The organism is Achromobacter anxifer, assembly GCF_903652925.1.
Classification (GTDB): Bacteria; Pseudomonadota; Gammaproteobacteria; order Burkholderiales; family Burkholderiaceae_B; genus Achromobacter; species Achromobacter anxifer.
The window spans coordinates 268,820-292,111 of the sequence record NZ_CAHLAR010000009.1; the positions used below are offsets into that span (position 1 = coordinate 268,820).

Sequence of the window (23,292 nt, forward strand, 5' to 3'; positions counted from 1 at the left end):
CCGCGACGGGATTTACTGCTTGGCGGCGGGTTGGCCCAGGCCGGCCAGCTTGCTTTCCAGTTCGGCCAGCTGCTTCTGCTTTTCAGCCTGGCCCAGCGTCGTGTCGGCTTCGACCTTGGCCTTCTCGCGCGCCAGCTCGATCTGGCGGATCGGCACCAGCTGCTGGTTGTCCGAGGCGCGGAAGCCCTGGTAGGTCAGCGCCTTCAGGTTCGCCATTTCACGCTCGGCATCCTTGCCCTTGCCGTAGTTGATGAAGAATTCGCGGATGCGGACCTTCAGGTCGGCCGGCAGGTCCGTGCGCATGACCAGCGGGTCCGCCGGAATCAGCGGCGACTTCCACAGCACGCGCACGCTGTCGTTGGCGTCCTTGCCCGTGTTCAGGCGGTAGCGCTCCAGCGCCTCGGTGTTGTTGACGGCGACGTCGACCTGCTTGTTGATGACCGACAGCAGGTTGGTTTCGTGGTTGCTGGCGCGCACCGTCTTGAAGAAGGTCTTGGGTTCGATCTTGTTGGCGGCCCACAGGTAGTAGCCCGGCACGGCCGTGCCCGAGGTGGAGTTGGGGTCGCCCGCGCCGTAGCTCAGCGTCTTGCCGCGCTTGAGCACGTCGTCCAGCGTCTTCAGCTCGCTGTCCTTGTTGACGATCAGCAGCGACCAGTAGCCCGGGTTGCCGTCCTTGTCGATCACGGAAGCGAACACCTCGCCCTGGGCGCGATCCACGGCTTCGATGGCGGACTTGTTGCCGAACCAGGCCATCTGCACCTTGTTGAAGCGCATGCCTTCGATGATGCCCGCGTAATCGGAGGCGAAGAAGGGCTTGACCGGCACGCCGATCGAACGGCTCAGGTCGTCGATGACGGGCTGCCACACGGACTTCAGGTTGGTCGACGATTCCGTCGAGATGATGCCGAAGTTCAGGGTCTTGGCGTCTTGCGCGTAGGCCTGGGGCGACAGGGCCGCCGCGGCGATCAAGGTCACAAAGGTTCTGCGTAGCATGGAAGGCTCCGGGGAGAAATGGGTCGGGAAAATCAGGCGGCTTGCGCCAACCGGGACAGGGGCGCCATGCCCGGCATGGCGGGCGCCTGCGGCGCATATTCGGGTAGCAGTTCGCTCAGCTCGGAGCCGTAGAGGTCGCTCAGCATGGCCGGCGTGAGCGCCGCGGAGGGGCCGTCATAGACCACCTTGCCGTGGCGCAGCGCCACCACGCGCGGGCAGTAGCGCAAGGCCACGTCCACCTGGTGCAGCGACACCACCACCGCCACCTTGCGGCTGCGGTTGATCTGGGCCAGCGTGTCCATCACGCGGCGCGACGATTCCGGGTCCAGCGAGGCGATGGGTTCGTCGGCCAGGATGACGCGGGCGTTCTGCACCAGGGTGCGGGCGATCGCCGCGCGCTGCTGCTGGCCGCCGGACAAGGTCGAGGCACGCTGAAATGCGTAGTCGTCTATACCAACCTGGGCAAGCGCTTCGAGCCCCTGGCGCACTTCGCCGCGCAGGAACCAGCGCGTCAGGCTGCGCCACAGCGGCACGCGCGGCAGCATGCCGGTCAGGACGTTGGTGATGACCGGCAGGCGGCCCACCAGATTGAATTGCTGGAACACGAAACCGATGCCGGCGCGCGCGGCGCGCACGTCGCGGCTCAGGCGGCCATTGCGCTGGATCATGCGGCCGTTGACGGCCACGCTGCCCGCGTCGCCGGCCACGAAGCCCGACAGATGGCGCAGCAGGGTCGACTTGCCCGAACCCGAGGCGCCCAGCAAGGCCACCATCTCGCCGTCGGCCACCTGCAGGTTCACGCCGTCCAGCGCCTTGGAGCCGGCCTGGAAGCTTTTGCTCAGCCCTTGTACTTCGATGGCGTAAGTCATCGTTGGATCCCCATGGATTTGTTCATTGCCGCATTCTGTTTTCGCGGCATGACAGCACGATGACCTGGGAATCGATTCATTTGCCGGAAAATGGGGCCACCGCAATGGACTGAAAGACGTTCGTCATAAAAGCCGGTTCCAGCCCCGCGCGCCGCGGGTATATTGATGTTGTCCCCCCAACAGCCGGGCGTTCATCATGATCAAAGGTTCCTGCCTGTGCGGCCGCGTCGCGTATCAGATCACTGGCCCGCTCACCGACGCGCTCAACTGCCATTGCACGATCTGCCGCAAGGCGCACGGCGCCGCGTTCCGCAGCCGAGCCACGGTCCAGGCCAATGACTTCGCCTGGACCCGGGGTGAAAACCACGTCACCTGGTACTGCTCGTCCCCAGGCAGCTACCGCGGCTTCTGCGAAGCCTGCGGCACGCCTCTGCTGACCCGCTTCGACCAGACCCCGGACATCTATGGCCTGCCGCTGGGGCCGCTGGACGACGACCCGGGCATCAAGCCGGCCGCGCACTGCCATGTCGCCAGCAAGGCGCCCTGGTTCGACATCACGGACGAACTGCCCCAGTACCCCGACGCCTACGGCGCGATGGAAGAAGACCATCCGCAGGCGGTTACATAAAAATTCAACCATATAGTTGAATTTATTCGGGAGCCCGGACTATATTCAACCCCATGGTTGAATTTACTCCCACCCCCGTCCTCGATGCCGTCTTCCGCGCGCTGGCCGACCCCACGCGCCGCGACATGCTGCGCAGCCTGGCCCAGGGTGAGCAGACCATTGGCGAGCTGGCCGCGCCGCTCAGCATGAGTTTCGCAGGCGCGTCCAAGCACGTGCAGGCCCTGGAACGCGCCGGACTGGTCCGGCGCTCCATCCGCGGCCGCACGCACGTGTGCAGCCTCAATCCCGAACCCATGGCCGAGGCCATGGAATGGCTGCGCTTCTACGAGCAATTCTGGTCCGGCAGGCTGGGCGTGCTGGAAGCCGCGCTCATCGCCAGCAAATCCCCGTCCACGTCTCCAGGAGAACAACATGAGTGATCACGGCGTCGTCCTCGACCCTACCTCCATCCGTTTCACGCGCGTGCTGCCCGCCAGCGTCGACGAGGTCTGGGCCTTCCTGACCGAATCCGAAAAGCGGGGCCGCTGGCTGGCGTCCGGCGACATGGAACTGCGCGAGGGCGGCGGCGTCACCCTGCGCTTCATGCATGCCGACCTGTCGTCGGTGGCCGAGCCGGTGCCCGAGGCCTACAAGCCCTATGAAGGCGGCGTCACCACGCAGGGCATCATCACGCGCTGTGAACCGCCGCGGCTGCTCGCGTTCACCTGGGGCGGTTCCCCCGGGCATCCTTCCGAAGTTACTTTCGAGTTGTCGCCCCAAGGCGAGCAGACGCGCCTGGTGCTGACGCACCGCAAGCTGTCCTCGCGCGACGGCATGGTGGACGTGGCCGGCGGCTGGCATGTGCACCTGGGCGTGCTCGAAGCCCGCCTGGCGGGCCGCGCCCCCGGTCCGTTCTGGTCCGTGCTGGGCCGTGTGGAGGCCGAATACCGTGACCGGATCCCGGCGCGCTAGAGTCGTTGAGCAGCAACTATCGCGGCGCGGCTACAGATAAATACTGGCTAATAATTGCGCTTTGCAGTAACATAAGTCCGTGATTTTTCCGCAAAAACCGGGCTTCGGTCACTCTGAGTGCGAACCTGTACCGCCTGCGGGCAATACGCCGGGGCAACCCAGGGCGTGCCTGGTTTTCCCGGAAAAACCCCGCCGCCGCCAGGCGCGCCTCCACATCCATAGTTGCGCGGCCTGGCAGCGCAAGCTCCACCCCGCTTCTTCCGGCGATTTGCGCAAAACACGCCGCCGCGACCAAGCCGCGCACCGCGCGCACACTGCCCTCGCGGCGCGAGTATCCGTCATTTCAGACATCCGCTCCGGATGCCGTGGCCCCTACCCGCGCTTGCCCGGACGTTTTACGTTCAAACCGCTGGATCCGCTAGTCCGGGTCCGACGCGCTTGCCGCCCTACGCGGCGCGCCATGCCGCCGGCATGGCTGCGCGTATTGATAGGAGAAAAGAATGGCTAAAGAAGAACTCATCGAACTGGACGGCATCGTTGACGAAGTGCTGCCCGATAGCCGCTACCGCGTCACGCTGGACAACGGCATCGAAGTCGGCGCCTACGCCTCCGGCCGCATCCGCAAGCACCGCATCCGCATCCTGGCCGGCGACCGCGTCACCCTGGAAATGTCCCCGTACGACCTGACCAAGGGCCGCATCAACTTCCGCCACAAGGACGAGCGCGGCCCCGCCCCGCAGCGTCCCCAGCAGTACCGCCGCTAAGCCTGGGCCTCCGGGGCCGGCCCCGCGCCGGCTCCCCTCTTTCGCGCGGGCCTTAAACCCCAGCCGCGAACTGCCGTAATGCGTGGAACGTCCGTTCATGAAAGAATGGCGCCCTCTGCCAGGCGCGACGCCGGCAGGATGAGCATGAAGCAAGATGGACCTGACACAAGAACTGCAAGCCGCCGCTGATCAGCTTGCCCTGGCGCGAAGAAAATTCGTCAAGGGCGAGGAAGGCTTGCGCCTGCTGCATCAGTCGCGCGAGGCATTCATCAACAGCCTGCGCAACACCGGCCTGACCTACGCCGACGCCAAGACCAAGTACGACAACTGCCTGGACGACCAGGAAGCCGAACAGCTATACGTGCGCCAGCAGATGGACTATGCCGAGCGCGTGCACCAGCACGTGCTGCAACAGATCGCGCTGCAGGACACGACCGTCTGAGGGCGCGCGGGCCGGACCCGCAGCGCCCCTCTCCAATTCATCAGGAACGGCTCAGGGCTTGAAGGCCCCGATGAAGATGGCCGGATCGACGCGCGCGTCGTTCAGGCTGACGTTCCAGTGCAGATGCGGACCGGTCGCGCGGCCGGTCGCCCCCACCTTGCCCACCAGTCCGCCGCGCGGCACCTCGTCGCCGACTTTCACGTCGATGGCCGACATGTGGCAGAACATGCTGACGAAGCCCTGGCCATGGTCCAGGAACACCGTCTTGCCATTGAAGAAGTAATCCCCCACCAGCACCACCACGCCGGCGGCCGGCGCCTTGATCGGCGTGCCGGCAGGCACTGCGAAGTCCAGCCCCGAATGCGGGTTGCGTTCCTCGCCGTTGAAGAAGCGCCGCAGGCCGAACGGGCTGGACAGGCGGCCGCCGTTCACCGGACGGTCCAGCAGCAGATTGCTGGGCGTCACGCCCGCGCGGTAAGCGCGGTTGGCGCCGGCCTGCTCGGCCTGCTCGCGTTCGATGCGCTTCATGTCCTCCGGGTCCGGATTGACCTGGCGCGGGTTCTTCAGCGTGATGTGCTGGGCCTTGTATTCCTTGGAGCCGACCTTGAAGGGCAGCGCGCGCTTGCCCTGTGCATCGCTGACTTCCACCTGCTGCTCGCCCGGCTTCACGCTGAGCGGGATGCCGACCACGGCAATCCACTGCTTGCCCTCTTCGCGCACGACCAGCACGCGCCGGCCCAGGAAGGTGACTTCCGGCGCCCGCTCTGCATTGCCCAGCCCCAGCACGGCGACGCCGCCGGGCACGGGCACGTTGAGCTTGCGGCTGATGAAGCCCGCCTGCTGCGCGCGGGCCGGCAGGCCCAGGCAGACGGCGGCCGCGGCCAGTCCCAGCCTCAATACGTCGCGACGTTGCAGCATGGCGCTCACAGGCACAGGTTGGCGGGTTCGATGATGGTCTGGTCGCGGCGGGCAATGCGCGTGGACAGGCGCACCTCGGTCTTGCCCTTCCAGTGCGTGGTCGTCAGCACGGCCTCCACGCCCAGGCTGTCTTCCTGGATCAGCTCAAAGCCGTTACGCACCGCCTTCTGCTGGAAATTGATGCCCATGTTCTTCCAGGAGTCCGCCACGCAGGCCGTGTAGTCCTCGGCCGTGCGCTGGGTGGAGCCGTAGAAGACCGGATCGCGGTCGCGCACGTCTTTGACGTTGGCGCAGGCTGACAGGACGGCCAGGGCAGTAAGGGACAAAACGGTGCGGACCTTCATGGCGATGGAGCTCTCTAGCGGATTGGGGGTGGATGGGGCGGCCAATATAACGCAGCGCCGCGCTAGGCCTGGGGCGCGCGGCGCGCCGATTTGGGGCGGAAAGCCGAGATGACTTCCGGCCGGGTTTCGGCGTATGGGCCGCCGATGAGATCGATGCAATAGGGAATGGCGGCGAAGATGCCCGGCACCAGCACGGCGCCATCCTCGCCCTTCAGCCCTTCCAGCGTTTCGCGGATGGATTTCGGCTGGCCGGGCAGGTTGACGATCAGCGCGGCATGATCGGCCGTCTCGCGGATGACCGCGACCTGGCGCGACAGGATGGCGGTGGGCACGAAGCGCAGGCTGATCTGGCGCATCTGCTCGCCGAAGCCGGGCATTTCCTTGGTGCCGACGGCCAGCGTCGCCTCGGGCGTGACGTCGCGGCGCGCCGGGCCGGTACCGCCGGTGGTCAGGACCAGGTCGCAGCCGCAGCCGTCCACCAGCTCGATCAGCGCCTCGGAGATGCGCTCGGGCTCGTCGGGAATCAGCCGGTCCACCGCCTGCCAGGGCGAGGTCAGCGCGCTGCCCAGCCACTCGCGCAGCGCCGGCAGCCCCAGATCCTGGTAGGCGCCGCTGGAGGCGCGGTCGGAAACGGACACCAGGCCCACGATCAGTTCGTCGGGGTGCTTGCGGGCGATACGGGTAGTGGCGGTCATGGGCTGCGGAATCTGGGTAGGAAGCATTCGGGCGCGCGGATGCGGCGGGCGGCGAGGTCAATCATGGAAATCCAGAAGAGTCCCGCCACAGCGATGCTATCGCATTCTCTCCCTGCGGGAATGGCGGCGGCGCCATCCGTCCGGGCTGCCGGCCCTGTGGCAAAAAAGCGAATCGGCCCCGGCCCCGCTTTCCCGCGCTTGTTCCGGTCATGCGCGCTCGATAACATCCGCTAACAATCCCATCCCCTGACAGGAAATAGAGGCGCCGAGCGCCTCATTGGTTCCCCCCATGTTCAAACGCACACTACGGCAGCATGCGCTGGCGGCGGCGCTGGCCCTGGCCGCGGCGGCTGCCGCCGGGTGGGGCGCCCTGCACTCCCTGGCGCTGAAGACGGAGCCGGTGCCGGCCGCCGCGCCGGGCATCTACATCCCCAACCTGGGCAATACGCTGCAGGAGCAGACGCGCAACCTGTCGCGCATGAGCCAGGCCTTGCGCACGGGCGACCGGCTGGTGATCCTGGGATCGTCGGAGCTGACCAGCAACGACCTGCGCTTCGTACCCTACCGCTACCTGGCGGACGAATTGCAGATGCCGGTGCTGGCCTACGGCCATTCCGGCTTCCAGTCCCTGGGCATGCAGCTGGTGCTGGCGGCCCTGGCCGAAGACCTGTCGCCCGCGTCGCGCGTGGTGGTGATGCTGTCGCCCGGCTGGTTCGACGGCGAAGGCGGGCTGGGCCCGGATGAATTCAAGGAGCATGCCAATCCGCTACTGCCCCGCCTCCTGCGGCAAGCCGAGGGCCGGGCGGAACTGGTGCGCTGGCTGCAGGCCAAGGGTGACACGGGCGTGGCCTGGTCGATGGCGGCCGAACAGGCCTACGTCTTCCGCCAGCGCCTGGTCGACCTGTGGTCGCCGGCCTATGCCGCGCCCGTTCCCGAACGCGAACGAGAGGGTCCGCCCGCGGCCGCCCGGGTGGTGGACTGGGACGCGCTGGCCGCGCAGGCCCAGGAGGCCGAGCAGTCCCTGATGGGCGGCAACCGCTACGCCGTGCGCGACGAGTTCTTCAATAAGTACCTGCAGTCCATTCCGGCGGGCGGCAAGACCGCCTACCAGCCCCAGCCGCTGACCGGCCGCGAAGAACTGCGCGAACTGGACGCCCTGATGGCGCTGCTGCGCCAGCGCGGCGTCACCGCCCTGTTCGTCATGCAACCGCTGCACCCCATGGTGTTCAAGGACCTGGACCGCTTCGGGCCGGTGCAGCAGCAAGTCGCCACGATGTGCCAGCGCTACGCCATGCGCTGCATGGACATGTACAGCGCGCCCTTTGAAGTGGGGATGCTGCGCGACGTGCAGCACCTGGGCGAACTGGGCTGGCTGCGCGTGAACCAGCGCATCGCCGAAGTCTTCAACCCATGAAGGACTGCCGACCATGAAAAGAACCCTGTGGCTCTGCCTGCTTTACCTGGGCGTCCTGGCCGTGATGGTGATCCAGGCGGATACCGCCGCAAATCTGGGCAAACCGATGGAAATCGAGTTCCAGTATTCCAAGTTCTGAGGACCGTTCCCGCGGGGAGGCGGGTGGCCACCGCCTGCACTTGGTAGCCGCAAGCAACCAGTGACAGGTCACAAATCTGCAATAATCGGCTCCTCTCGCCGGAACCTCCCCCGCCTCCATGTTCGACCTCTTCCACGGCCTAGACCTCTGGGTAGGCCTCAGTCTTGTGTTGGCCCTGACATTCGTCCTGGCCTTTGAATTCATCAATGGATTCCATGACACGGCGAACGCCGTGGCAACGGTCATCTACACCAAGGCCATGCCGCCGCATCTGGCGGTGGTGCTTTCCGGCATATTCAACTTCCTGGGCGTGCTGCTGGGCGGCGTGGGCGTGGCCTACGCCATCGTGCACCTGCTGCCGGTGGAACTGCTGATCAACGTGGATACCGGCCGCGGGCTGGCCATGGTGTTCGCCATGCTGGCCGCGGCCATCGCCTGGAACCTGGGCACCTGGTACTTCGGCATCCCGGCGTCCAGCTCGCACACGCTGATCGGGTCGATCCTGGGCGTGGGCCTGGCCAACGCGCTGATCACCGACCTGCCGCTGGCGGACGGCGTCAACTGGGGCAAGGCCATCGACATCGGTCTGTCCCTGGTGGTGTCGCCGGTGGCCGGCTTCCTGATCGCGGGCGGCCTGCTGCTGGCGCTCAAGCGCTGGCTGCCGCTGTCTAAGATGCACAAGACGCCGGAACAGCGCCGCGCCCTGGACAACAAGAAACACCCCCCGTTCTGGAACCGCCTGGTGCTGGTGCTGTCCGCCATGGGCGTGAGCTTCGTGCACGGCTCCAACGACGGCCAGAAGGGCATCGGCCTGATCATGCTGGTGCTGATCGGCATCGTGCCCGCCAACTTCGTGCTGGACACCAACAGCACCACCTATCAGATCGAACGCACCCGCGACGCGGCGAACCACCTGAACGTGTTCTACCAGCGTAATGAAGCCATGCTGGGCGAGTACCTGGCGCTCAAGCGCGTGGACGCGACCACCGAGCTGCCGCGCAATTTCCGCTGCGATCCCGAGCTGACCATGCCGACCATCGCCGCGCTGCAGACCGACCTGCACGGCGTGTCCAACTACGCCGACCTGTCGGCCGAGAAGCGCATCGACGTGCGCCGCTACCTGCTGTGCCTGGACGACACGGCCAAGAAGGTCGCGCGCATCGAAGGCCTGCCGGCCCGCGAACGCGCCGACCTGCAGCGCCTGCGCGCCGACCTGACGGCCACCACCGAATACGCGCCCTTCTGGGTGATCGTGGCGGTCGCCCTGGCGCTGGGCGCGGGCACCATGGTCGGCTGGCGCCGCGTGGTGCTGACGGTGGGCGAAAAGATCGGCAAGCAAGGCATGACGTATGCGCAGGGCATGTCGGCCCAGGTGACCGCCATGGGCGCCATCGGCATCGCCAACGTGTTCAGCCTGCCGGTGTCCACCACCCACGTGCTGTCCTCGGGCGTGGCCGGGACCATGATCGCCAACAAGAGCGGCCTGCAAGGCAGCACGGTGCGCAACATCCTGATGGCCTGGGTGCTGACCCTGCCGGCCTCGATGCTGCTGGCCGCCGGCCTGTTCTGGATCGGCGTGCAGATCGCCGGCTAAGGCTTTCCGGCCGTGCGGGCGATCTGCACGGCCGATGCAACACTCTGGCTACCCCGCCAGGGCTTACCTGCGGAAGGGCCCGCGTCTACCATGACGCAATGGCTACTTCAAACCCCACCCTGCATTACATCTTCGACCCCCTCTGCGGCTGGTGCTACGGCGCCGCGCCGCTGGTGGAGGCGGCCCGCGCCGTACCCGGACTGGACATCGCGCTCCATGGCGGCGGCATGATGACGGGCGGCAACCGCCAGCCGGTCACCGACCGGCTGCGCCGCTACGTCATGCCGCATGACGAGCGCATCGCCGGCCTGACCGGCCAGCCCTTCGGCGACGACTACTACAACGGCTTGCTGCGCGACGAGGGCGCGGTGTTTGACTCGGAACCGCCCACCACCGCCATTCTGGCCGCGGAAAGCCTGGGCGGGCGCGGGCTGGACCTGCTCAAGCGCATCCAGCGCGCCCATTACGTGCAAGGCCTGCGCATCGCCGATCCCGCCGTGCTGGAATCCCTGGCGGTGGACATCGGCCTGGACGCCCAGGCCTTCCGGACCGCCTATGCCGCCGCCCAGGGTGCCGATACCACCGCGCACATCGCCGCCAGCCGCAAGCTGCTGGCCCAGGTCGGCGGCAGCGGCTTCCCGACCCTGGCGCTGGAGCGCGACGGCGCCTTTACGATGCTGGAACCCAGTCGCTACCTGGGCAGCCCGGAGCAATGGCAGGCGGACCTGCGCGCGCGCGTCGAACGCGCCTGAGGTCCGAGGCGCCGCCTCAGCCCTCCTCGATGTCGCCGTCTCGCTGCAGGGCGCGGTGCATGGCCGGGCGGTTGCCCAGCCGTTCCGCATAGGCGTTGAACACGGAACTCTCGGGCATGACCTTCACCCGCATCATGTATTGCAGCGATCCGCCCAGCACGATGTCCACGGCCGAGAACTTGTCGCCCAGGAAGTAGGGACGCGCCTGCAGGACCCGGGTCAAGACCTGCTCGACCTCGTCCGCCGAGCCCCAGCCCAGCGCGCTCCCATGGTGCGGGGTCTTGAAGGCGCGCTCGACCATCGCCGGCTCGAACACACCCGTGGAATAGGCCAGCCAGGTCAGGTAAGGACCGCGCAGGGGGTCGCCCACCACGGGCCCCAGCCCAGCTTCGGGAAACAGGTCGGTCAGGTACAGGGCGATGGCGGGCGTTTCAAAGACGGGCACGCCGTCATGCACCAGGGCCGGCACCTTGCGGTGCGGATGGATGTCGATGTAGTCCGAGGGCATGTGGCCCGCGCTATCGGTGCCGCGGATGGACACCATCTCGGTATCGTAGGGCACGCCCAGTTCTTCGAGCAGCCAGAGGATCCTGAACGACCGCGAGCGCGGCGCATGGTAGAGCGTAAGCATGGTCGGCCTCCGTGGAAGTCCGACCATTTTGCCCCTGGACGTCCTACGCCGCCAAGGCCAGCAACACCCCGTATCCCGCCATGCCCAGCAACACGGCCACGCCGGCGTTGCTGACCATGCGCGCGGCCACGGCCGTCACGACCAGGCCGCCGACATAGGGGCCGATATTGGCCGCCTGGTCCCCGGCGGCCAGCAGGTCGGGCACGATCACCGCTGCCGCGATCCCTGCGAGCAGCGACGGGCCCAACGCCGCCAGCGCCGAGCCCTCGCGCGACAAGTGGCGCAGCAGGCGGCTGCGTTCGGACAGCATGAAGGGCAAGGCGCGCGTGAGATAGGTAATGACCGCCATCGCGATCACCGCGCCCCAGAAACCCAGTCCGTCGGCGTTCATGCGGCGCTCCTCAGGCGGTACGCGACGCAGCCTATGACGGCGCCGGCCAGGATGGCGAGGCTGGTGTGGCCCAGCGCCGCCACGGCGCCGGCGCCGACCACCGCGGCCACGATGGGCAAGCCCATGCCGCGCCGGGCGCCCTGGCACACCAGGGCCATGAACAGCGCGGGCAGCGCGAAGCGCATCACCTGGGACAACATGGGGTAATGGCGTTCCAGCCCGTCGCCCGCGTAGACGCCGACGGCGGTGCCGGCGATCCAGGTCAGCCAGGCGCCCAGTCTCAGCGCGATCATCCAGCGCTGGCGGCCCGCGGGCTCCACGGCCTGCAGGCGATTGAACGCGGTGGCGAAGACTTCATCGGTGAGCAGGAACGCGACCTTCAGGCGCTGGTTCAGCGCCGCGGGCAAAAAGCGCGACAGCAGCGGGCCGTACAGCAGGTGGCGGGCATTGAGCAGCGAGCACAGCGCCACCACCCACAGCCACGGCGTGCCCGCCTTGATGGAAGCGAGCAGCAGGAACTGGCTGGCGCCGGCATAGACCAGTACGGAAATCAGCACGACTTGCAAGGGTGACAGGCCGGCCGCCACTCCGGCGATGCCGAAGGTCACGGCCACCGGGAAGTAGCCGATCATGACTGGCAGGCATGACTTCAAGCCATCGATGCTGGGGCCGCCCGCAAGAGCGGGCGCGGAGGCGGGAGGGGGCTGCAAGGTATTTCGCTGGTCTCGTTGCACGACCAGCTAGTTTACCCAGCCGCCGGCCGCCGCTACTTGTCTTCCAGGCCCAGGGCGCGCAGTTGCGCCTTCAGGCGCCGGACTTCCTGGCTCAGGTCCAGGATCAGCGCCGCGGCGTCCAGGCCGGCGCCGAAATCCCGCACCAGGCGATGCGCATCCAGCGCGCGTTGCAGGTCGGTGCTGTAGAAGCGCCAATCGGCCGGCTCCTGGCCGCTGCTGCTGACGATGCCGACTTCGACCAGCTGCGCGACCCATTCGACTTCCTCGCCGCAGGCGCGGGCCAGATCGTCGGCGGAAAGCGGCCGGGACTTGCCCACGACCGTGGCGGTAGTGACGACTATTTTCTTCATGGTCATACCCCCAGGTGGCGTCGCGGGTTGAACGGCAGGTCCTGCTGCAGCTTGCGGTAGGCCGCCTTGGCCTCCTCGCTGTCAGCCGGCGGCAGCACCAGGTCCAGCACCAGGTAGAGATCCCCAGGCGGATCGCCCGGAATTCCGCGTCCGCGCAGGCGCAGCTTGCGGCCGTTGGCGGAACCCGCCGGAATCGAGACCTCGACCGTGCCGCCCGGCGTGGGCGCGTGCACGGCGGCGCCGAGCGCGGCTTCCCAGGGGGCCACCGGCAGCGTCATGTAGAGGTCGCGGCCGTCGACGCGGTAGCGGGGATGCGGCTTGAAGCGGACTTCCAGGTACAGGTCGCCGTTCTCGCCGCCGCCGTAGCCCGGCATGCCCTGCCCGGCCAGCCGGATGTACTGGCCTTCGCGCACGCCCGGGGGAATGCGCACGCTGAGCGTGCGGGTCTGCATGTGGGGACGGCCCTGCTCGTCCATCTGCATCGAGCGCAGGCTGATGTCGCGCGTGGCGCCCTTGAGCGCGTCTTCGAGATCCACCTCGATCGCGGCGTGGTGGTCCTCGCCGCGCGCGCGGAATTCCTGCTGATGCTGCTGCGCCCCGGCCCGGCGGGCGCGGCCGCCGAACAGCGACGAGAAGAACTCGCTGAACTGCGCCTCTTCGCCGGGCGCCGCGCCGCGGTGGAATTCGAAGCCCTCGTCCCAGCCCGGCGGCGGCTGGAAGCTGCCCTCGGGCGAGACGCCGGCGGCCAGGTTGTCGTAGGCCAGGCGCTTTTCCTTGTCGCGCAGCACGTCATAGGCTTCGTTGACGTCGCGCATGCGCGTCTCGGCGTCGCTTTCCTTGCTGACGTCGGGATGGTATTTGCGGGCGAGCTTGCGGTAGGCGCGCCGGATGTCGTCTTCGGAGGCGTCCCGCTCCACGCCCAGTGTGCTGTAGTAGTCCTTGAACTCCATGTGCAGCCCTTGGCAAGCGTTGCGGCCGCCTCCGGTTCGCCGGATCCGGCCAGGGATATCAAGAAGATAGGGGTTATGGAGCGATTTTTCAATGCGCCTTGTCAGGCTTGCCGCAACGCGCATAATGTCCGGTTGCCGGCGCCCCGTGGCGCCGCTTTCGACCATGGCAAGCCCACAGGAAAAGAACGTGCTGGAAATCATCGACGTCGACTTCAACAACCCCGAACACGGCCGCCAGGTGCTGGCCATGCTGAACGAGTACGCCAGCGGCCCCATGGGCGGCAACGCTCCCCTGCCCGCCCACGCGCAGCAGAACCTGATCGCCGAGCTGGCCCGCCGTCCTACCGCGCGCGCCCTGCTGGCCCGCATCGACGGCGAAGCCGCCGGCGTGGCGATCTACCTGGAAGGCTTTTCCACCTTCGCCTGCCGTCCGCTGCTCAACCTGCACGATCTGGGCGTGGCGGAGAAATTCCAGGGCCGCGGCGTGGGCAAGGCGCTGCTGAACGCGCTGGAAGAACGCGCGCGCGACCTGGGCTGCTGCAAGATCACCCTGGAAGTGCTGGAAGGCAATGCGGTGGCCCAAGGGCTGTACCGCAAGCTGGGCTTCGAGGGATACGCCCTGGACGAAACCACCGGCCGCGCCATGTTCTGGCAGAAGAAGCTGCCCGCGCTGGCGTAGTATCTGTTTTCCCGCCGGACCCGTCCCGGTCCGGCCCACGACGCAGGATTCGATATGAAGATGAGCAACATCCCCTTCGGCACCACTGACTGGTCCGAGGTGGAACGCACCGAACACGCCGGCGAAACCGGCATGGCCTACTGGCGGACCCGGCAGTTCGGCGATCTGAGGGTGCGCATGGTGGAGTACACGCCGGGCTACATGGCCGACCACTGGTGCAGCAAAGGCCACATCCTGTTCTGCCTGGAAGGCGAACTGCACACCGAACTTGAAGACGGCCGGCAGTTCGTGCTGACACCCGGCATGAGCTACCAGGTCGCTGACCAGGCCGAACCGCACCGTTCGTCCACCGCCACCGGCGCCAAGCTCTTCATCGTCGATTGAGGCCCCGGCGCGACAGGCCGGCCCCAGTTGCGTTACGCTTTGTGGTTCCCGCGGCCTTGCGCCGCGGCGCATGCCAGGGCGGCATGCCACACCCCCGTCAGACCGGAGACTAGATTTGGGCGCCCCGCTTACGCTATACGTCGATTCCCTGTTCCTCAGCCCCTACGCCATGTCGGCCTATGTGGCGCTGACTGAAAAACAGCTGCCGTTCGAGGTGCGCCCCATCGATCTGGAAGCGGGCGAACAACGCATGCAGCCCTATCAGAGCCGCGCGCTGACCTCGCGCGTGCCGGCGTTGACGCATGCCGACTTCTGCCTGACCGAATCCAGCGCCATCACCGAATACCTGGAAGACGTCTTTCCCGCCCCCGCGCACGCCGCCCTGTATCCCCGCGATGCGCGCCAACGCGCCCGCGCCCGCCAGCTGCAGGCCTGGCTGCGCAGCGACCTGGCGCCGTTGCGCCAGGAACGCCCTACCGAAACCGTCTTCTACGGCGCCGCCGGCCTGCCGCTGTCGGATGCCGCCCACGCTGCCTCGGCCAAGCTCATCCACGTCGCCAGCCATCTGCTAGGCGCCAACCAGGCCTCGCTGTTCGACGGCTGGTGCATCGCCGACACCGACCTCGCCCTGATGCTCAGGCGCCTGTTCCAGGACGACCTGCCCGACGCCCTGCGGGCCTACGCCGAAGCCCAATGGCAGCGCCCCTCCGTCCAGAAATGGCTGGAGCACAATGCCGCGGCGCGCGCCTGACCCCGCCGGGAGCCGCGATGCAATTGCTGGATCACGTCTCCATCACCGTCCACGACCTGGACGCCGCCCGGCCCTTCTACGACGCCGCCATGCAGGCGCTGGGGGCGGCCAAGGTCTATGACCGCCCCGATGCGCTCGGCTACGGCGAGCGCGCCCGCGCCGGCAGCAGCGGCCACAGCTACTTTTCCGTGTTTGCCGAGGCCGGCCCTGCCGCGCAGGCCCAGCGCCGCCACTGGTGCTTCAAGGCGCCCAGCCGCGCCGCCGTCGACGCCTTCCATGCCGCCGGCCTGGCCCAGGGCGGACGCGACGACGGCGCCCCCGGGCTGCGCGAGCACTACCACCCGCATTACTACGCCGCTTTCCTGCTGGATCCCGCTGGAAACCGCATCGAAGCGGTCTGCCACGACCCCATTTGACCTGCGTCAAGCCCCCTGATGTTGCAGCGCAACATCAGTTGCGGTGTAATGGAGAGGTCAACTCGGCCGGTTCCACTCGGAATCGGCGCGGCGGCTTGCCGCCGCCGCAAGCAACCTACAGGAGATCGCCATGGCCGGATCCGGCAACGATCGCAACCCCGCCCCGTCCTACAACCCCTGGACGGCCGCCTACGAATACGCAGTCGACGCCTGGCAGCGCAGCGTGCTTTACGCCGACGTGATGCGCCAGCGCGGCAACCAGTACCACGAGCACATGGCCAAGCGCGCGCCCAATGTGCTGAGCATGGAATCCGAACTGGTGATGGACGGCCGCTGCCTGCCGCGTCCGGTCAACTACGGGCTGTTACGCATCAAGCCGCCGGCAGGCGTGGAAACGGATCCGATCAAGCGCCCCTTCCTGGTGGTCGATCCGCGCGCTGGGCATGGCCCCGGCATCGGCGGCTTCAAGCCTGAAAGCGAGATCGGCGTGGCGCTGCGCACGGGCCATCCCTGCTATTTCGCCACCTTCCTGCCGCAGCCCATGCCGACCCAGACCGTCGAAGACGTGATGATGGCCGAGGCGCGCTTCCTGGAAGAGATCATCTCGCTGCACCCCAACGCCGAAGGCAAGCCGGTGGTGGTGGCCAATTGCCAGGCGGGCTGGCAGATCATGATGACCGCCGCCGTACGCCCCGAACTGTTCGGCCCCATCATCGTGGCCGGCGCTCCGCTGTCCTACTGGGCCGGCTGGCGCGGCATGAATCCCATGCGCTACGCCGGCGGTCTCCTGGGCGGCAGCTGGCTCACCGCCATGACCAGCGACCTGGGCGACGGCAAGTTCGATGGCGCCTGGCTGGTGCAGAACTTCGAAAACCTGAATCCCGCCAACACGCTGTGGTCCAAGCAGTACAACCTGTACTCCAAGGTCGACACCGAGGCCGAACGCTACCTGAGCTTCGAAAAATGGTGGGGCGGCCACGTCTTCCTGAACGGCCCGGAAATCCAGTACATCGTCGACAACCTGTTCGTCGGCAACCGCCTGGCCACGGCCGGCCTGGTGACCTCGGACGGCATCCGCATCGACCTGCGCAACATCCGCTCGCCCATCGTGGTGTTCTGCTCCAAAGGCGACAACATCACGCCCCCGCCGCAGGCCCTGGGCTGGATCCCCGACCTGTACCAGGACGAGGCCGAGGTCCTGGCCCACGGCCAGACCATCGTCTATGCCGTGCATGAAAGCATCGGCCACCTGGGCATCTTCGTGTCCGGCAGCGTGGCGCGCAAGGAGCACCAGGAGTTCACGTCCAACATCGACATGATCGACGTGCTGCCGCCGGGCATCTACCAGGCCGAGATCGCCGACAAGACGCCCGACACGCCCAACGCCGACCTGGCCTATGGCAACTACGTGCTGTCGTTCGAGCAGCGCACCCTGGACGACGTGCGCGCCATCGTCGAGCGCAACGAAGAGGACGACCGCCGCTTCGCCGCCGTCGCCCGCATTTCCGACATCAACCTGGGCATGTACCGCAGCTTCGTGCAGCCCTGGCTGCGCGCCCTGGTGACGCCGCAATCGGCGGAATGGTCGCAGCGCCTGCACCCGCTGCGCCTGCCCTACGAATTGATTTCCGACCGCAATCCGCTCATCGCGCCCGTCGCGAAAGTCGCTCAACAGGTGCGCGAACACCGCCGGCCGGCTACGTCGTCCAATCCCTTCCTGATGGCCCAGGAAATGTTCTCGAACCTGGTCGAGACCAGCCTGAACATCTGGCAGGAGCTACGCGATTCGGCGGACGAACGCACTTTCATGGGCGTGTACGGCTCGCCCATCGTGCAGGACCTGGCCGGCCTGGGCGCGCGCTCCGGCCCGCCGCGCAAGCACCCCGGCGTTTCGCCCGAGCACCTCCGCTTCATGGAAGAACGCGCCGCCGAACTGCGTTCGCTGCTGCTCGAAGGCGGACTGCGCGTCGCCGCGATCCGGATGCTGCTTTACGTATCCGGCGCCGAAGGCGGCCTGGACGAGCGCAGCTATGCGCTGATCCGCAAGATGCGCTCGGAATCCAACAGCGCGCTGTCGCTGCAGGAGTTCAAGGACATCATCCGCGACCAGGCCTTGATGATGACGCTGGACGCGCCCTCCGCCATCCAGGCCATCCCGCGCCTGCTGGAGAACGAGCCGGCCGCCGCGATCCGCGAAGCGCTGGACACCATGAAGCGGGTGCTGGAAGCCGCCGAACCGCTGAGCGAGGCCGCGCGCGAAAGCCTGGACGAGATGGAACGCATCTTCGAGTACGCCGAACGCCGCGCGCAGAAGCGCGACGAAGCGCTGCAGCCGGCGCCCAAGGCGCCGACGGCGGCCCACAAGTCCTTGCGCGCCGCCGCGGCCAGGCACGAGGCGCCCTCCGCCGCGGCCCAACCCGCCGCTCCCAAGCGGGTCAAGCCCCAACCGGCCACGGCCAAGCTGGCAGCGCCCAAGCTGGTCAAAGCTGGAGCGCCGGCTGCCAAGCCGGCCGCTACCAAGCCCGCCGCGCCTAAGCCGGCCGCGCCTAAGCCCGCTGCATCGAAGCAGGCCGTGCTTGAGCTGGCCGCATCCGAACCCGCGACGCCGCTGCGCGCCAAGCGCAGCGCCCCCGCAAAATCCGCCGCGCGCCCCGCGCGTAAATCCGCCAAGGCAAAATCCGCATGACGCTGCCTCCCTCCACGCATTACGACAAGCTCATCGCGCGCGCCCAGACGCTGGCGCCGGCGCATTGCGCCATCGCCCATCCCTGCGACGAGCCCTCGCTGTCGGCCGCCCTGGAAGCACGCGACCTGGGGCTGCTCAAACCCATCCTGGTGGGTCCGGAGCAGAAGATCCGCGCCACCGCCGCCGAGCACAAACTGAACCTGGGTGATGCCCGCATCGTGGATGCCCCGCACAGCCACGCGGCGGCCGAATGCGCCGTCGCCCTGGTGCGCGCGGGCGAAGCGGAGCTGCTGATGAAGGGCAGCCTGCACACCGATGAACTGATGCACGAAGTGGTGGCGCGCGCCACCGGGCTGCGCAGCAGCCGGCGCATCAGCCACGTGTTCATCATGGAAGTGCCCACCTACGCGGAGCCGCTGTTCATCACCGACGCCGCCATCAACATCTTCCCGGACCTGGAAACCAAGGCCGACATCATCCGCAACGTGATCGACCTGCACCACGGCCTGGGCCTGGGCGAGCCGCGCGTGGCGATCCTGTCGGCCGTCGAGCAGGTCAACCCCAGCATCCCCAGCACCATCGAAGCCGCGGCCCTGTGCAAGATGGCCGACCGCGGCCAGATCACGGGCGGCCTGCTGGACGGCCCGCTGGCGCTGGACAACGCCATCAGCCCCGACGCCGCCCGCATCAAGGGCATCCGTTCGCCGGTGGCCGGCGTGGCCCAGGTGCTGGTCGTGCCCGACCTGGAAGCCGGCAACATGCTGGCCAAGAACCTGACCTTCCTGGCCAACGCGGAAGCGGCCGGCATCGTGCTGGGGGCGCGCGTGCCCATCATCCTGACCAGCCGCGCCGACAGCCCGCGCTCGCGCCTGGCGTCCTGCGCGGTGGCGGCGATCTACGCGCACCACCTGGCCCAGCAGCAGGCCCAGCCGCTGAAATAATGGCTCCCCAGCCCGCTTGCGCGGGCTACGGCACGCTTCTCGCCGTGTGGCACGCAACTTGTCTCAACCCGGAATAACAGCGACATGAGCGACACCATCCTCGTCATCAACGCCGGCAGTTCCAGCATCAAGTTCTATCTGTACGACATCGACGGCGCGCAGGAGCTGGCTCCGCGCCTGGGCGGCCAGCTTGAAGGCATAGGCACCTCGCACCCGAAGCTGAAGGTGCGCGACGCCGCTGGCCAGACCTTGGTCGAGCGCGAGATCGCGCCCAGCCACGCGCCCGACGTGCCCAACGGGCAGGAAGTCGTCGGCACCTGGCTCAGCGGCCACCTGGGCGGCGCGCCCCTGGCCGTGGGCCACCGCGTGGTGCACGGCGGCCCCGACCTGTCCGAGCCCGTGCTGATCGATGACGCCGTCCTGGCCAAGCTCGACACCTTCACGCCGCTGGCGCCGCTGCACCAGCCCAACAACCTGGCGCCGATCCGCGTGATCCGCGAGCGCCGGCCCTGGATCCCGCAGGTGGCCTGCTTCGACACCGCCTTCCACCGCAGCCACTCCGACGTGGCCGACCGCTACGCCCTGCCGGAACGGCTGTACCAGGAAGGCGTGCGCCGCTACGGCTTCCATGGGCTGTCCTACGAATACATCGCGCAACGCCTGAAGAAGGCGCTGCCAGACATCGCCGATGGCAAGATCATCGCGGCCCATCTGGGCTCGGGCGTGTCCGCCTGCGCCATGCATCACGGCAAGAGCGTGGACAGCACCATGGGCTTCACCGCCCTGGAAGGCCTGCCCATGGGCACCCGCCCTGGCCGCCTGGACCCGGGCGTGGTGCTGTGGATGATGGAACGCGGCATGAATCATGACGAGATCGAGCACCTGCTCTATCACGACTGCGGCATGAAGGGGCTCTCGGGCATCAGCAACGACATGCGCGAACTGCTGGCCAGCGACGCCCCTTCGGCCAAGCTGGCCTTGCAGTACTTCGCCTGGCGCGTGGCCGAAGGCATGATAGGCCTGGCATGCGCCATGAACGGCGTGGACGGCATCGTCTTCACCGCCGGCGTGGGAGAAAACTCCGCCGAGATCCGCCAGGCGATCAGCGAGCACTGGGGCTGGCTGGGCATCAAGCTGGACCCGGAACGCAACGCCCGCCACGGACCGCGCATTTCCAGCGACGACAGCCGCATCGGCGTCTACGTGGTGCGCACCAACGAAGAACTGATCATCGCGCAGCACACACTGGCGCTGGTGAAACAGCGATGAGCGCGCCCCTGCCGCTTGCGGGCAAGCGCGGCCTGGTGACGGGCATCGCCAACGCCGATTCCATCGCCTGGGGCTGCGCCAAGGCGTTCCGCGCCCTGGGCGCGGAACTGGCCGTGACCTACCTCAACGACAAGGCCCTGCGCCACGTGGAGCCGCTGGCGCGCCAGGTGGACGCGCCGCTGCTGCTGCCGCTGGACCTGATACGCGAAGGCGAGCTCGAAGCCGTCTTCGACAGCATCGCGGCCGAATGGGGCCAACTGGACTTCGTGCTGCACTCCATCGCCTTCGCGCCGCGCGACGACCTGCACGGCCGCGTGACGGACTGCTCGCGCGCCGGCTTCCTGCAGGCGATGGACATCTCCTGCTGGTCCTTCATCCGCATGGCCAAGCTGGCCGAGCCGCTGATGCGCAACGGCGGCGCGCTGTTCTGCATGAGCTACTACGGCTCGCAGATGGTGGTAGAGCACTACAACATGATGGGGCCGGTGAAGGCCGCGCTGGAATCCGCCACCCGCTACCTGGCGGCGGAACTGGGACCGCAAGGCATACGGGTGCACGCCATCTCGCCCGGCCCCTTGAAGACGCGCGCCGCCTCGGGCATCGCCGAGTTCGACGCGCTGCTGGACCGCGCCCAGGCCAAGGCGCCCACCCGCAGCCTGGTATCCATCGACGACGTGGGCGAGGCCACCGCCTGGCTGGCCACCGACGCCGCCCGCCGCATGACCGGGCAGACGATCTATATCGACGGCGGGTACCACATCATCGACTAAGGCCTGCGCGCTGGCCCTATCCCAGCGTGGCCGGCGGCGCCTGGCGCCAGCGCTCGATGGCTTCCACCGCCTGCTCGGGGCTGCCGAATATCTTGTCGCGGCCGATCTTCTTGACCAGGCCGGACCGTTCCAGCGCGGTGCGGAACTGGCCGTGCCCGCCCGCGACCAGCAGCGTGATGCCGCGCTCGTCCAGTTCGCGCTTGAGCTCGTACAGCGCCTCGACGGCGTCGGCGTCGGCCTGCGTCATGGCTTCGGCGTCCAGCACGAACCACTGCACTTCGCCCGCATGCTCGATGACCTCGCGCGCGCGCCGGCGGAACGCGTCGGCGTTGAAGAACCACACCGAGGACTCGAACAGCCAAATCACCGCGCCCGGCACCGGCTGCGCCTCGGGATTCAGGTGCAGCTTGCCCAGCACCGATTCGCCGGGAAGCCGCCCCAGCAAGGCATCCCGCGGATTACCCGACACGTACATCGCGTACAACAGCGTGGCGCCCACCGACACCGCCACGCCCTGCAACACGCCGAAGCCCACCACGCCCACCGCCGCCAGGATGCCGAACGCCAGTTCGATGCGCGAAATGCGGGCCAGCCGCATGAAGGCATGGCCGTCGAACAGGCTGATCGCGGCCAGCAGCAGAATGGCCGACAGCACGGCTTGCGGCAACCAGTACAGCGGCCCGCTCAGCAGGCCCACCACGATGGCCAGTGCCGCCGCGGCCGTTACGCTGACCAGGGGCGACGAGCCTCCGGCCACCAGCCCCACCGCCGTGCGCGAGTCCGCGCCGGTCACCACAAAGCCCTGGAACAGGCCCGCGGCCATGTTGGCCGCGCCAAAGCCCACCAGCTCGCGATTGGGATCCACGTGTTCGCCCGTGCGCGCCGCGAAACTGCGCGCCGTCACGATGCCGCTGGAAAAGCTCACCACCAGCACTCCCGCCGCGCCCAGCAGGATGCCGTCCACGCCTTCCAGCCGCACGGGCAAGCTCAGCGCCGGCAGGCCGGCAGGCACCGTGCCCACGACCGCGATGCCCAGGCCGGGAAAATTGAACAGCCACGACAGCAGGCAGGCCAGCACCACCAGCATAATGGGGCCGGGCCAATTGGGCCGCCAGCGCTTCACCGCCACCAGCAGCGCGCATGACGTCAGGCCCAGGATCAGGGTCGGAATCTGGATTTCCTGCAATCGCCGCGACAGTTCCAGAAAGGGATGCACCAAGCCGCTGTTGCGCAGCCCCACGCCCGTCAGGCCGCTGAGTTGGGACAAGGCCAGGGTGATGGCCACGCCCGCCATGTAGCCGATCAGCACTGGCCGCGACAGCAGGTTGGCCAGCACTCCCAGCCGCAGGGCGCGCGCGATCAGGCAGCCCACCCCCACCGTCAGGGCGATGCCGGTGGCCGCCACCAGGCGGTCCTCCGGCGTGGTCAGGGCCATCCCGGTCAGGGTGGCGGCGATCAGGGTGCAGGTGGCCGTGTCAGGCCCGACGATCAAGGTGCGCGACGATCCGAACAAGGCATAGCCCAGCATCCCGGCAATGGCCGCCCACAGACCGGCCACGGGAGGCACGCCCATCATGGCCGCATAGGCCAGGCCCACCGGCAGCGCCACCGCCGCCACGCTGAGGCCGGCGGTCACGTCGCGCCGCGCCGATTCCCGGGTGATGCCGCGGAAATTGTTGAGGCCGGGAATGAAGCGTAGGTTCATGGTGCTGCGGGGGGGAAAATCGGTGGGATGACCGCGCGGGCGCGCCGTTTTGCGCCAAGGCTACACCAAGCCAGCCGCAGCGGGGTGGCCTGGATCAAGGGAGCGGCATAAAAAAAGCCGCCCCGGCTTGGG

Annotated in this window: 28 protein-coding genes; 17 read left to right on the plus strand and 11 right to left on the minus strand. The window is 67.8% G+C overall.

What is annotated here, in order from left to right; genetic code table 11:
• Positions 1-12: 12 nt before the first annotated feature.
• The gene (gene phnD, locus HWY37_RS25765) at positions 13-993 is read right to left on the minus strand and encodes a phosphonate ABC transporter substrate-binding protein (RefSeq protein ID WP_176090158.1); all 981 of its coding nucleotides are present in this window, start codon (positions 991-993) and stop codon (positions 13-15) included.
• Positions 994-1,025: 32 nt separating this feature from the next.
• A complete protein-coding gene (gene phnC, locus HWY37_RS25770; RefSeq protein WP_176090159.1) occupies positions 1,026-1,862 on the minus strand; it encodes a phosphonate ABC transporter ATP-binding protein in 837 nt (278 codons plus the stop codon).
• Positions 1,863-2,058: 196 nt separating this feature from the next.
• On the opposite strand from phnC, the gene HWY37_RS25775 reads away from it, so the two are divergent.
• The 5 genes from HWY37_RS25775 to HWY37_RS25795 all read left to right on the plus strand — a co-directional run bounded on the left by HWY37_RS25775 (position 2,059) and on the right by HWY37_RS25795 (position 4,647).
• Complete coding sequence (locus HWY37_RS25775; RefSeq protein WP_175206659.1) at positions 2,059-2,490, plus strand: GFA family protein; 432 nt, start codon at positions 2,059-2,061, stop codon at positions 2,488-2,490.
• Between the two features lie 53 nt (positions 2,491-2,543).
• Positions 2,544-2,909 carry an ArsR/SmtB family transcription factor gene (locus HWY37_RS25780; RefSeq protein ID WP_175206660.1) on the plus strand — a complete coding sequence of 122 codons (366 nt, stop codon included), beginning with the start codon at positions 2,544-2,546 and terminating at the stop codon, positions 2,907-2,909.
• Positions 2,902-3,441: an SRPBCC family protein gene (locus HWY37_RS25785; protein ID WP_175206661.1), complete on the plus strand. Its 540-nt coding sequence runs from the start codon at positions 2,902-2,904 to the stop codon at positions 3,439-3,441. The genes HWY37_RS25780 and HWY37_RS25785 overlap by 8 nt, the downstream gene beginning before the upstream one ends.
• 500 nt (positions 3,442-3,941) lie before the next feature.
• Positions 3,942-4,205 carry a translation initiation factor IF-1 gene (gene infA / locus HWY37_RS25790; RefSeq protein WP_042794781.1) on the plus strand — a complete coding sequence of 88 codons (264 nt, stop codon included), beginning with the start codon at positions 3,942-3,944 and terminating at the stop codon, positions 4,203-4,205.
• Between the two features lie 154 nt (positions 4,206-4,359).
• Positions 4,360-4,647 (plus strand): hypothetical protein, encoded by a 288-nt coding sequence (locus HWY37_RS25795; RefSeq protein ID WP_175206662.1) that lies wholly within the window; start codon positions 4,360-4,362, stop codon positions 4,645-4,647.
• Positions 4,648-4,698: 51 nt separating this feature from the next.
• Here the strand turns inward: HWY37_RS25795 and HWY37_RS25800 are convergent, their stop codons facing one another.
• From HWY37_RS25800 to mog, 3 genes are all read right to left on the minus strand, one after another.
• Positions 4,699-5,565 carry a peptidoglycan DD-metalloendopeptidase family protein gene (locus tag HWY37_RS25800; RefSeq protein WP_175206663.1) on the minus strand — a complete coding sequence of 289 codons (867 nt, stop codon included), beginning with the start codon at positions 5,563-5,565 and terminating at the stop codon, positions 4,699-4,701.
• A gap of 5 nt (positions 5,566-5,570) precedes the next feature.
• Positions 5,571-5,909: a hypothetical protein gene (locus HWY37_RS25805; protein ID WP_175206664.1), complete on the minus strand. Its 339-nt coding sequence runs from the start codon at positions 5,907-5,909 to the stop codon at positions 5,571-5,573.
• A 62-nt stretch (positions 5,910-5,971) separates the two neighbouring features.
• Complete coding sequence (mog, locus tag HWY37_RS25810) at positions 5,972-6,604, minus strand: molybdopterin adenylyltransferase (protein WP_176090160.1); 633 nt, start codon at positions 6,602-6,604, stop codon at positions 5,972-5,974.
• Positions 6,605-6,893: 289 nt separating this feature from the next.
• Here mog and HWY37_RS25815 point away from each other — a divergent pair, with 289 nt between their 5' ends.
• From HWY37_RS25815 to HWY37_RS25825, 4 genes are all read left to right on the plus strand, one after another.
• Positions 6,894-8,018: a D-alanyl-lipoteichoic acid biosynthesis protein DltD gene (locus HWY37_RS25815; RefSeq protein WP_175206666.1), complete on the plus strand. Its 1,125-nt coding sequence runs from the start codon at positions 6,894-6,896 to the stop codon at positions 8,016-8,018.
• A 13-nt stretch (positions 8,019-8,031) separates the two neighbouring features.
• A complete protein-coding gene (locus HWY37_RS34800) occupies positions 8,032-8,157 on the plus strand; it encodes a hypothetical protein (RefSeq protein ID WP_258130347.1) in 126 nt (41 codons plus the stop codon).
• Positions 8,158-8,275: 118 nt separating this feature from the next.
• Positions 8,276-9,751, plus strand: a complete 1,476-nt coding sequence (locus HWY37_RS25820; protein WP_175206667.1) for an inorganic phosphate transporter — start codon at positions 8,276-8,278, stop codon at positions 9,749-9,751.
• 98 nt (positions 9,752-9,849) lie between these two features.
• Positions 9,850-10,503, plus strand: a complete 654-nt coding sequence (locus HWY37_RS25825) for a DsbA family protein (protein WP_176090161.1) — start codon at positions 9,850-9,852, stop codon at positions 10,501-10,503.
• Between the two features lie 16 nt (positions 10,504-10,519).
• On the opposite strand, the gene HWY37_RS25830 is transcribed toward HWY37_RS25825, so the two are convergent.
• Genes HWY37_RS25830 through HWY37_RS25850 form a run of 5 tightly spaced genes read right to left on the minus strand, consistent with a single transcriptional unit; the run spans position 10,520 to position 13,559 of the window.
• A complete protein-coding gene (locus HWY37_RS25830; RefSeq protein WP_176090162.1) occupies positions 10,520-11,134 on the minus strand; it encodes a glutathione S-transferase family protein in 615 nt (204 codons plus the stop codon).
• A gap of 43 nt (positions 11,135-11,177) precedes the next feature.
• Complete coding sequence (locus HWY37_RS25835; protein WP_175206670.1) at positions 11,178-11,525, minus strand: AzlD domain-containing protein; 348 nt, start codon at positions 11,523-11,525, stop codon at positions 11,178-11,180.
• On the minus strand, positions 11,522-12,235 hold the full coding sequence (locus tag HWY37_RS25840; protein WP_176090163.1) for an AzlC family ABC transporter permease: 714 nt from the start codon (positions 12,233-12,235) through the stop codon (positions 11,522-11,524). Before HWY37_RS25840 ends, HWY37_RS25835 begins: the two co-directional genes overlap by 4 nt.
• Positions 12,236-12,291: 56 nt before the next feature.
• The gene (locus HWY37_RS25845; protein WP_175206672.1) at positions 12,292-12,609 is read right to left on the minus strand and encodes a chaperone modulator CbpM; all 318 of its coding nucleotides are present in this window, start codon (positions 12,607-12,609) and stop codon (positions 12,292-12,294) included.
• Between the two features lie 2 nt (positions 12,610-12,611).
• A complete protein-coding gene (locus HWY37_RS25850; protein ID WP_175206673.1) occupies positions 12,612-13,559 on the minus strand; it encodes a DnaJ C-terminal domain-containing protein in 948 nt (315 codons plus the stop codon).
• 187 nt (positions 13,560-13,746) lie between these two features.
• Here HWY37_RS25850 and HWY37_RS25855 point away from each other — a divergent pair, with 187 nt between their 5' ends.
• The 8 genes from HWY37_RS25855 to fabI all read left to right on the plus strand — a co-directional run bounded on the left by HWY37_RS25855 (position 13,747) and on the right by fabI (position 21,455).
• Complete coding sequence (locus HWY37_RS25855) at positions 13,747-14,238, plus strand: GNAT family N-acetyltransferase (RefSeq protein WP_175206695.1); 492 nt, start codon at positions 13,747-13,749, stop codon at positions 14,236-14,238.
• Between the two features lie 54 nt (positions 14,239-14,292).
• On the plus strand, positions 14,293-14,622 hold the full coding sequence (locus HWY37_RS25860; RefSeq protein ID WP_175206674.1) for a DHCW motif cupin fold protein: 330 nt from the start codon (positions 14,293-14,295) through the stop codon (positions 14,620-14,622).
• A 115-nt stretch (positions 14,623-14,737) separates the two neighbouring features.
• The gene (gene yfcF / locus HWY37_RS25865) at positions 14,738-15,373 is read left to right on the plus strand and encodes a glutathione transferase (RefSeq protein ID WP_175206675.1); all 636 of its coding nucleotides are present in this window, start codon (positions 14,738-14,740) and stop codon (positions 15,371-15,373) included.
• Positions 15,374-15,390: 17 nt separating this feature from the next.
• Positions 15,391-15,789, plus strand: a complete 399-nt coding sequence (locus tag HWY37_RS25870; RefSeq protein ID WP_175206676.1) for a VOC family protein — start codon at positions 15,391-15,393, stop codon at positions 15,787-15,789.
• Positions 15,790-15,919: 130 nt separating this feature from the next.
• Positions 15,920-18,475 carry a DUF3141 domain-containing protein gene (locus tag HWY37_RS25875; protein ID WP_176090164.1) on the plus strand — a complete coding sequence of 852 codons (2,556 nt, stop codon included), beginning with the start codon at positions 15,920-15,922 and terminating at the stop codon, positions 18,473-18,475.
• The gene (locus HWY37_RS25880) at positions 18,472-19,416 is read left to right on the plus strand and encodes a bifunctional enoyl-CoA hydratase/phosphate acetyltransferase (protein ID WP_175206678.1); all 945 of its coding nucleotides are present in this window, start codon (positions 18,472-18,474) and stop codon (positions 19,414-19,416) included. Before HWY37_RS25875 ends, HWY37_RS25880 begins: the two co-directional genes overlap by 4 nt.
• Before the next feature lie 84 nt (positions 19,417-19,500).
• The gene (locus HWY37_RS25885; protein WP_175206679.1) at positions 19,501-20,685 is read left to right on the plus strand and encodes an acetate/propionate family kinase; all 1,185 of its coding nucleotides are present in this window, start codon (positions 19,501-19,503) and stop codon (positions 20,683-20,685) included.
• A complete protein-coding gene (gene fabI / locus HWY37_RS25890) occupies positions 20,682-21,455 on the plus strand; it encodes an enoyl-ACP reductase FabI (protein ID WP_176090165.1) in 774 nt (257 codons plus the stop codon). Before HWY37_RS25885 ends, fabI begins: the two co-directional genes overlap by 4 nt.
• A 16-nt stretch (positions 21,456-21,471) precedes the next feature.
• On the opposite strand, the gene HWY37_RS25895 is transcribed toward fabI, so the two are convergent.
• The gene (locus tag HWY37_RS25895; protein WP_175206681.1) at positions 21,472-23,160 is read right to left on the minus strand and encodes a SulP family inorganic anion transporter; all 1,689 of its coding nucleotides are present in this window, start codon (positions 23,158-23,160) and stop codon (positions 21,472-21,474) included.
• Between the last annotated feature and the right edge of the window lie 132 nt (positions 23,161-23,292).

Bases quoted from the DNA above. Each gene is read 5' to 3' on its own strand.
- HWY37_RS25850 (WP_175206673.1), bottom strand. From the start codon at position 13,559: ATGGAGTTCAAGGACTACTACAGCACACTGGGCGTGGAGCGGGACGCC.
- HWY37_RS25870 (WP_175206676.1), top strand. From the start codon at position 15,391: ATGCAATTGCTGGATCACGTCTCCATCACCGTCCACGACCTGGACGCC.
- HWY37_RS25875 (WP_176090164.1), top strand. From the start codon at position 15,920: ATGGCCGGATCCGGCAACGATCGCAACCCCGCCCCGTCCTACAACCCC.
- HWY37_RS34800 (WP_258130347.1), top strand. From the start codon at position 8,032: ATGAAAAGAACCCTGTGGCTCTGCCTGCTTTACCTGGGCGTCCTGGCC.
- HWY37_RS25800 (WP_175206663.1), bottom strand. From the start codon at position 5,565: ATGCTGCAACGTCGCGACGTATTGAGGCTGGGACTGGCCGCGGCCGCC.
- phnD (WP_176090158.1), bottom strand. From the start codon at position 993: ATGCTACGCAGAACCTTTGTGACCTTGATCGCCGCGGCGGCCCTGTCG.
- HWY37_RS25825 (WP_176090161.1), top strand. From the start codon at position 9,850: ATGGCTACTTCAAACCCCACCCTGCATTACATCTTCGACCCCCTCTGC.
- HWY37_RS25830 (WP_176090162.1), bottom strand. From the start codon at position 11,134: ATGCTTACGCTCTACCATGCGCCGCGCTCGCGGTCGTTCAGGATCCTC.
- phnC (WP_176090159.1), bottom strand. From the start codon at position 1,862: ATGACTTACGCCATCGAAGTACAAGGGCTGAGCAAAAGCTTCCAGGCC.
- HWY37_RS25860 (WP_175206674.1), top strand. From the start codon at position 14,293: ATGAAGATGAGCAACATCCCCTTCGGCACCACTGACTGGTCCGAGGTG.
- HWY37_RS25780 (WP_175206660.1), top strand. From the start codon at position 2,544: ATGGTTGAATTTACTCCCACCCCCGTCCTCGATGCCGTCTTCCGCGCG.
- HWY37_RS25815 (WP_175206666.1), top strand. From the start codon at position 6,894: ATGTTCAAACGCACACTACGGCAGCATGCGCTGGCGGCGGCGCTGGCC.
- HWY37_RS25885 (WP_175206679.1), top strand. From the start codon at position 19,501: ATGAGCGACACCATCCTCGTCATCAACGCCGGCAGTTCCAGCATCAAG.
- HWY37_RS25795 (WP_175206662.1), top strand. From the start codon at position 4,360: ATGGACCTGACACAAGAACTGCAAGCCGCCGCTGATCAGCTTGCCCTG.
- HWY37_RS25895 (WP_175206681.1), bottom strand. From the start codon at position 23,160: ATGAACCTACGCTTCATTCCCGGCCTCAACAATTTCCGCGGCATCACC.
- infA (WP_042794781.1), top strand. From the start codon at position 3,942: ATGGCTAAAGAAGAACTCATCGAACTGGACGGCATCGTTGACGAAGTG.
- HWY37_RS25775 (WP_175206659.1), top strand. From the start codon at position 2,059: ATGATCAAAGGTTCCTGCCTGTGCGGCCGCGTCGCGTATCAGATCACT.
- HWY37_RS25880 (WP_175206678.1), top strand. From the start codon at position 18,472: ATGACGCTGCCTCCCTCCACGCATTACGACAAGCTCATCGCGCGCGCC.
- HWY37_RS25785 (WP_175206661.1), top strand. From the start codon at position 2,902: ATGAGTGATCACGGCGTCGTCCTCGACCCTACCTCCATCCGTTTCACG.
- HWY37_RS25845 (WP_175206672.1), bottom strand. From the start codon at position 12,609: ATGAAGAAAATAGTCGTCACTACCGCCACGGTCGTGGGCAAGTCCCGG.
- fabI (WP_176090165.1), top strand. From the start codon at position 20,682: ATGAGCGCGCCCCTGCCGCTTGCGGGCAAGCGCGGCCTGGTGACGGGC.
- HWY37_RS25805 (WP_175206664.1), bottom strand. From the start codon at position 5,909: ATGAAGGTCCGCACCGTTTTGTCCCTTACTGCCCTGGCCGTCCTGTCA.
- HWY37_RS25835 (WP_175206670.1), bottom strand. From the start codon at position 11,525: ATGAACGCCGACGGACTGGGTTTCTGGGGCGCGGTGATCGCGATGGCG.
- HWY37_RS25820 (WP_175206667.1), top strand. From the start codon at position 8,276: ATGTTCGACCTCTTCCACGGCCTAGACCTCTGGGTAGGCCTCAGTCTT.
- mog (WP_176090160.1), bottom strand. From the start codon at position 6,604: ATGACCGCCACTACCCGTATCGCCCGCAAGCACCCCGACGAACTGATC.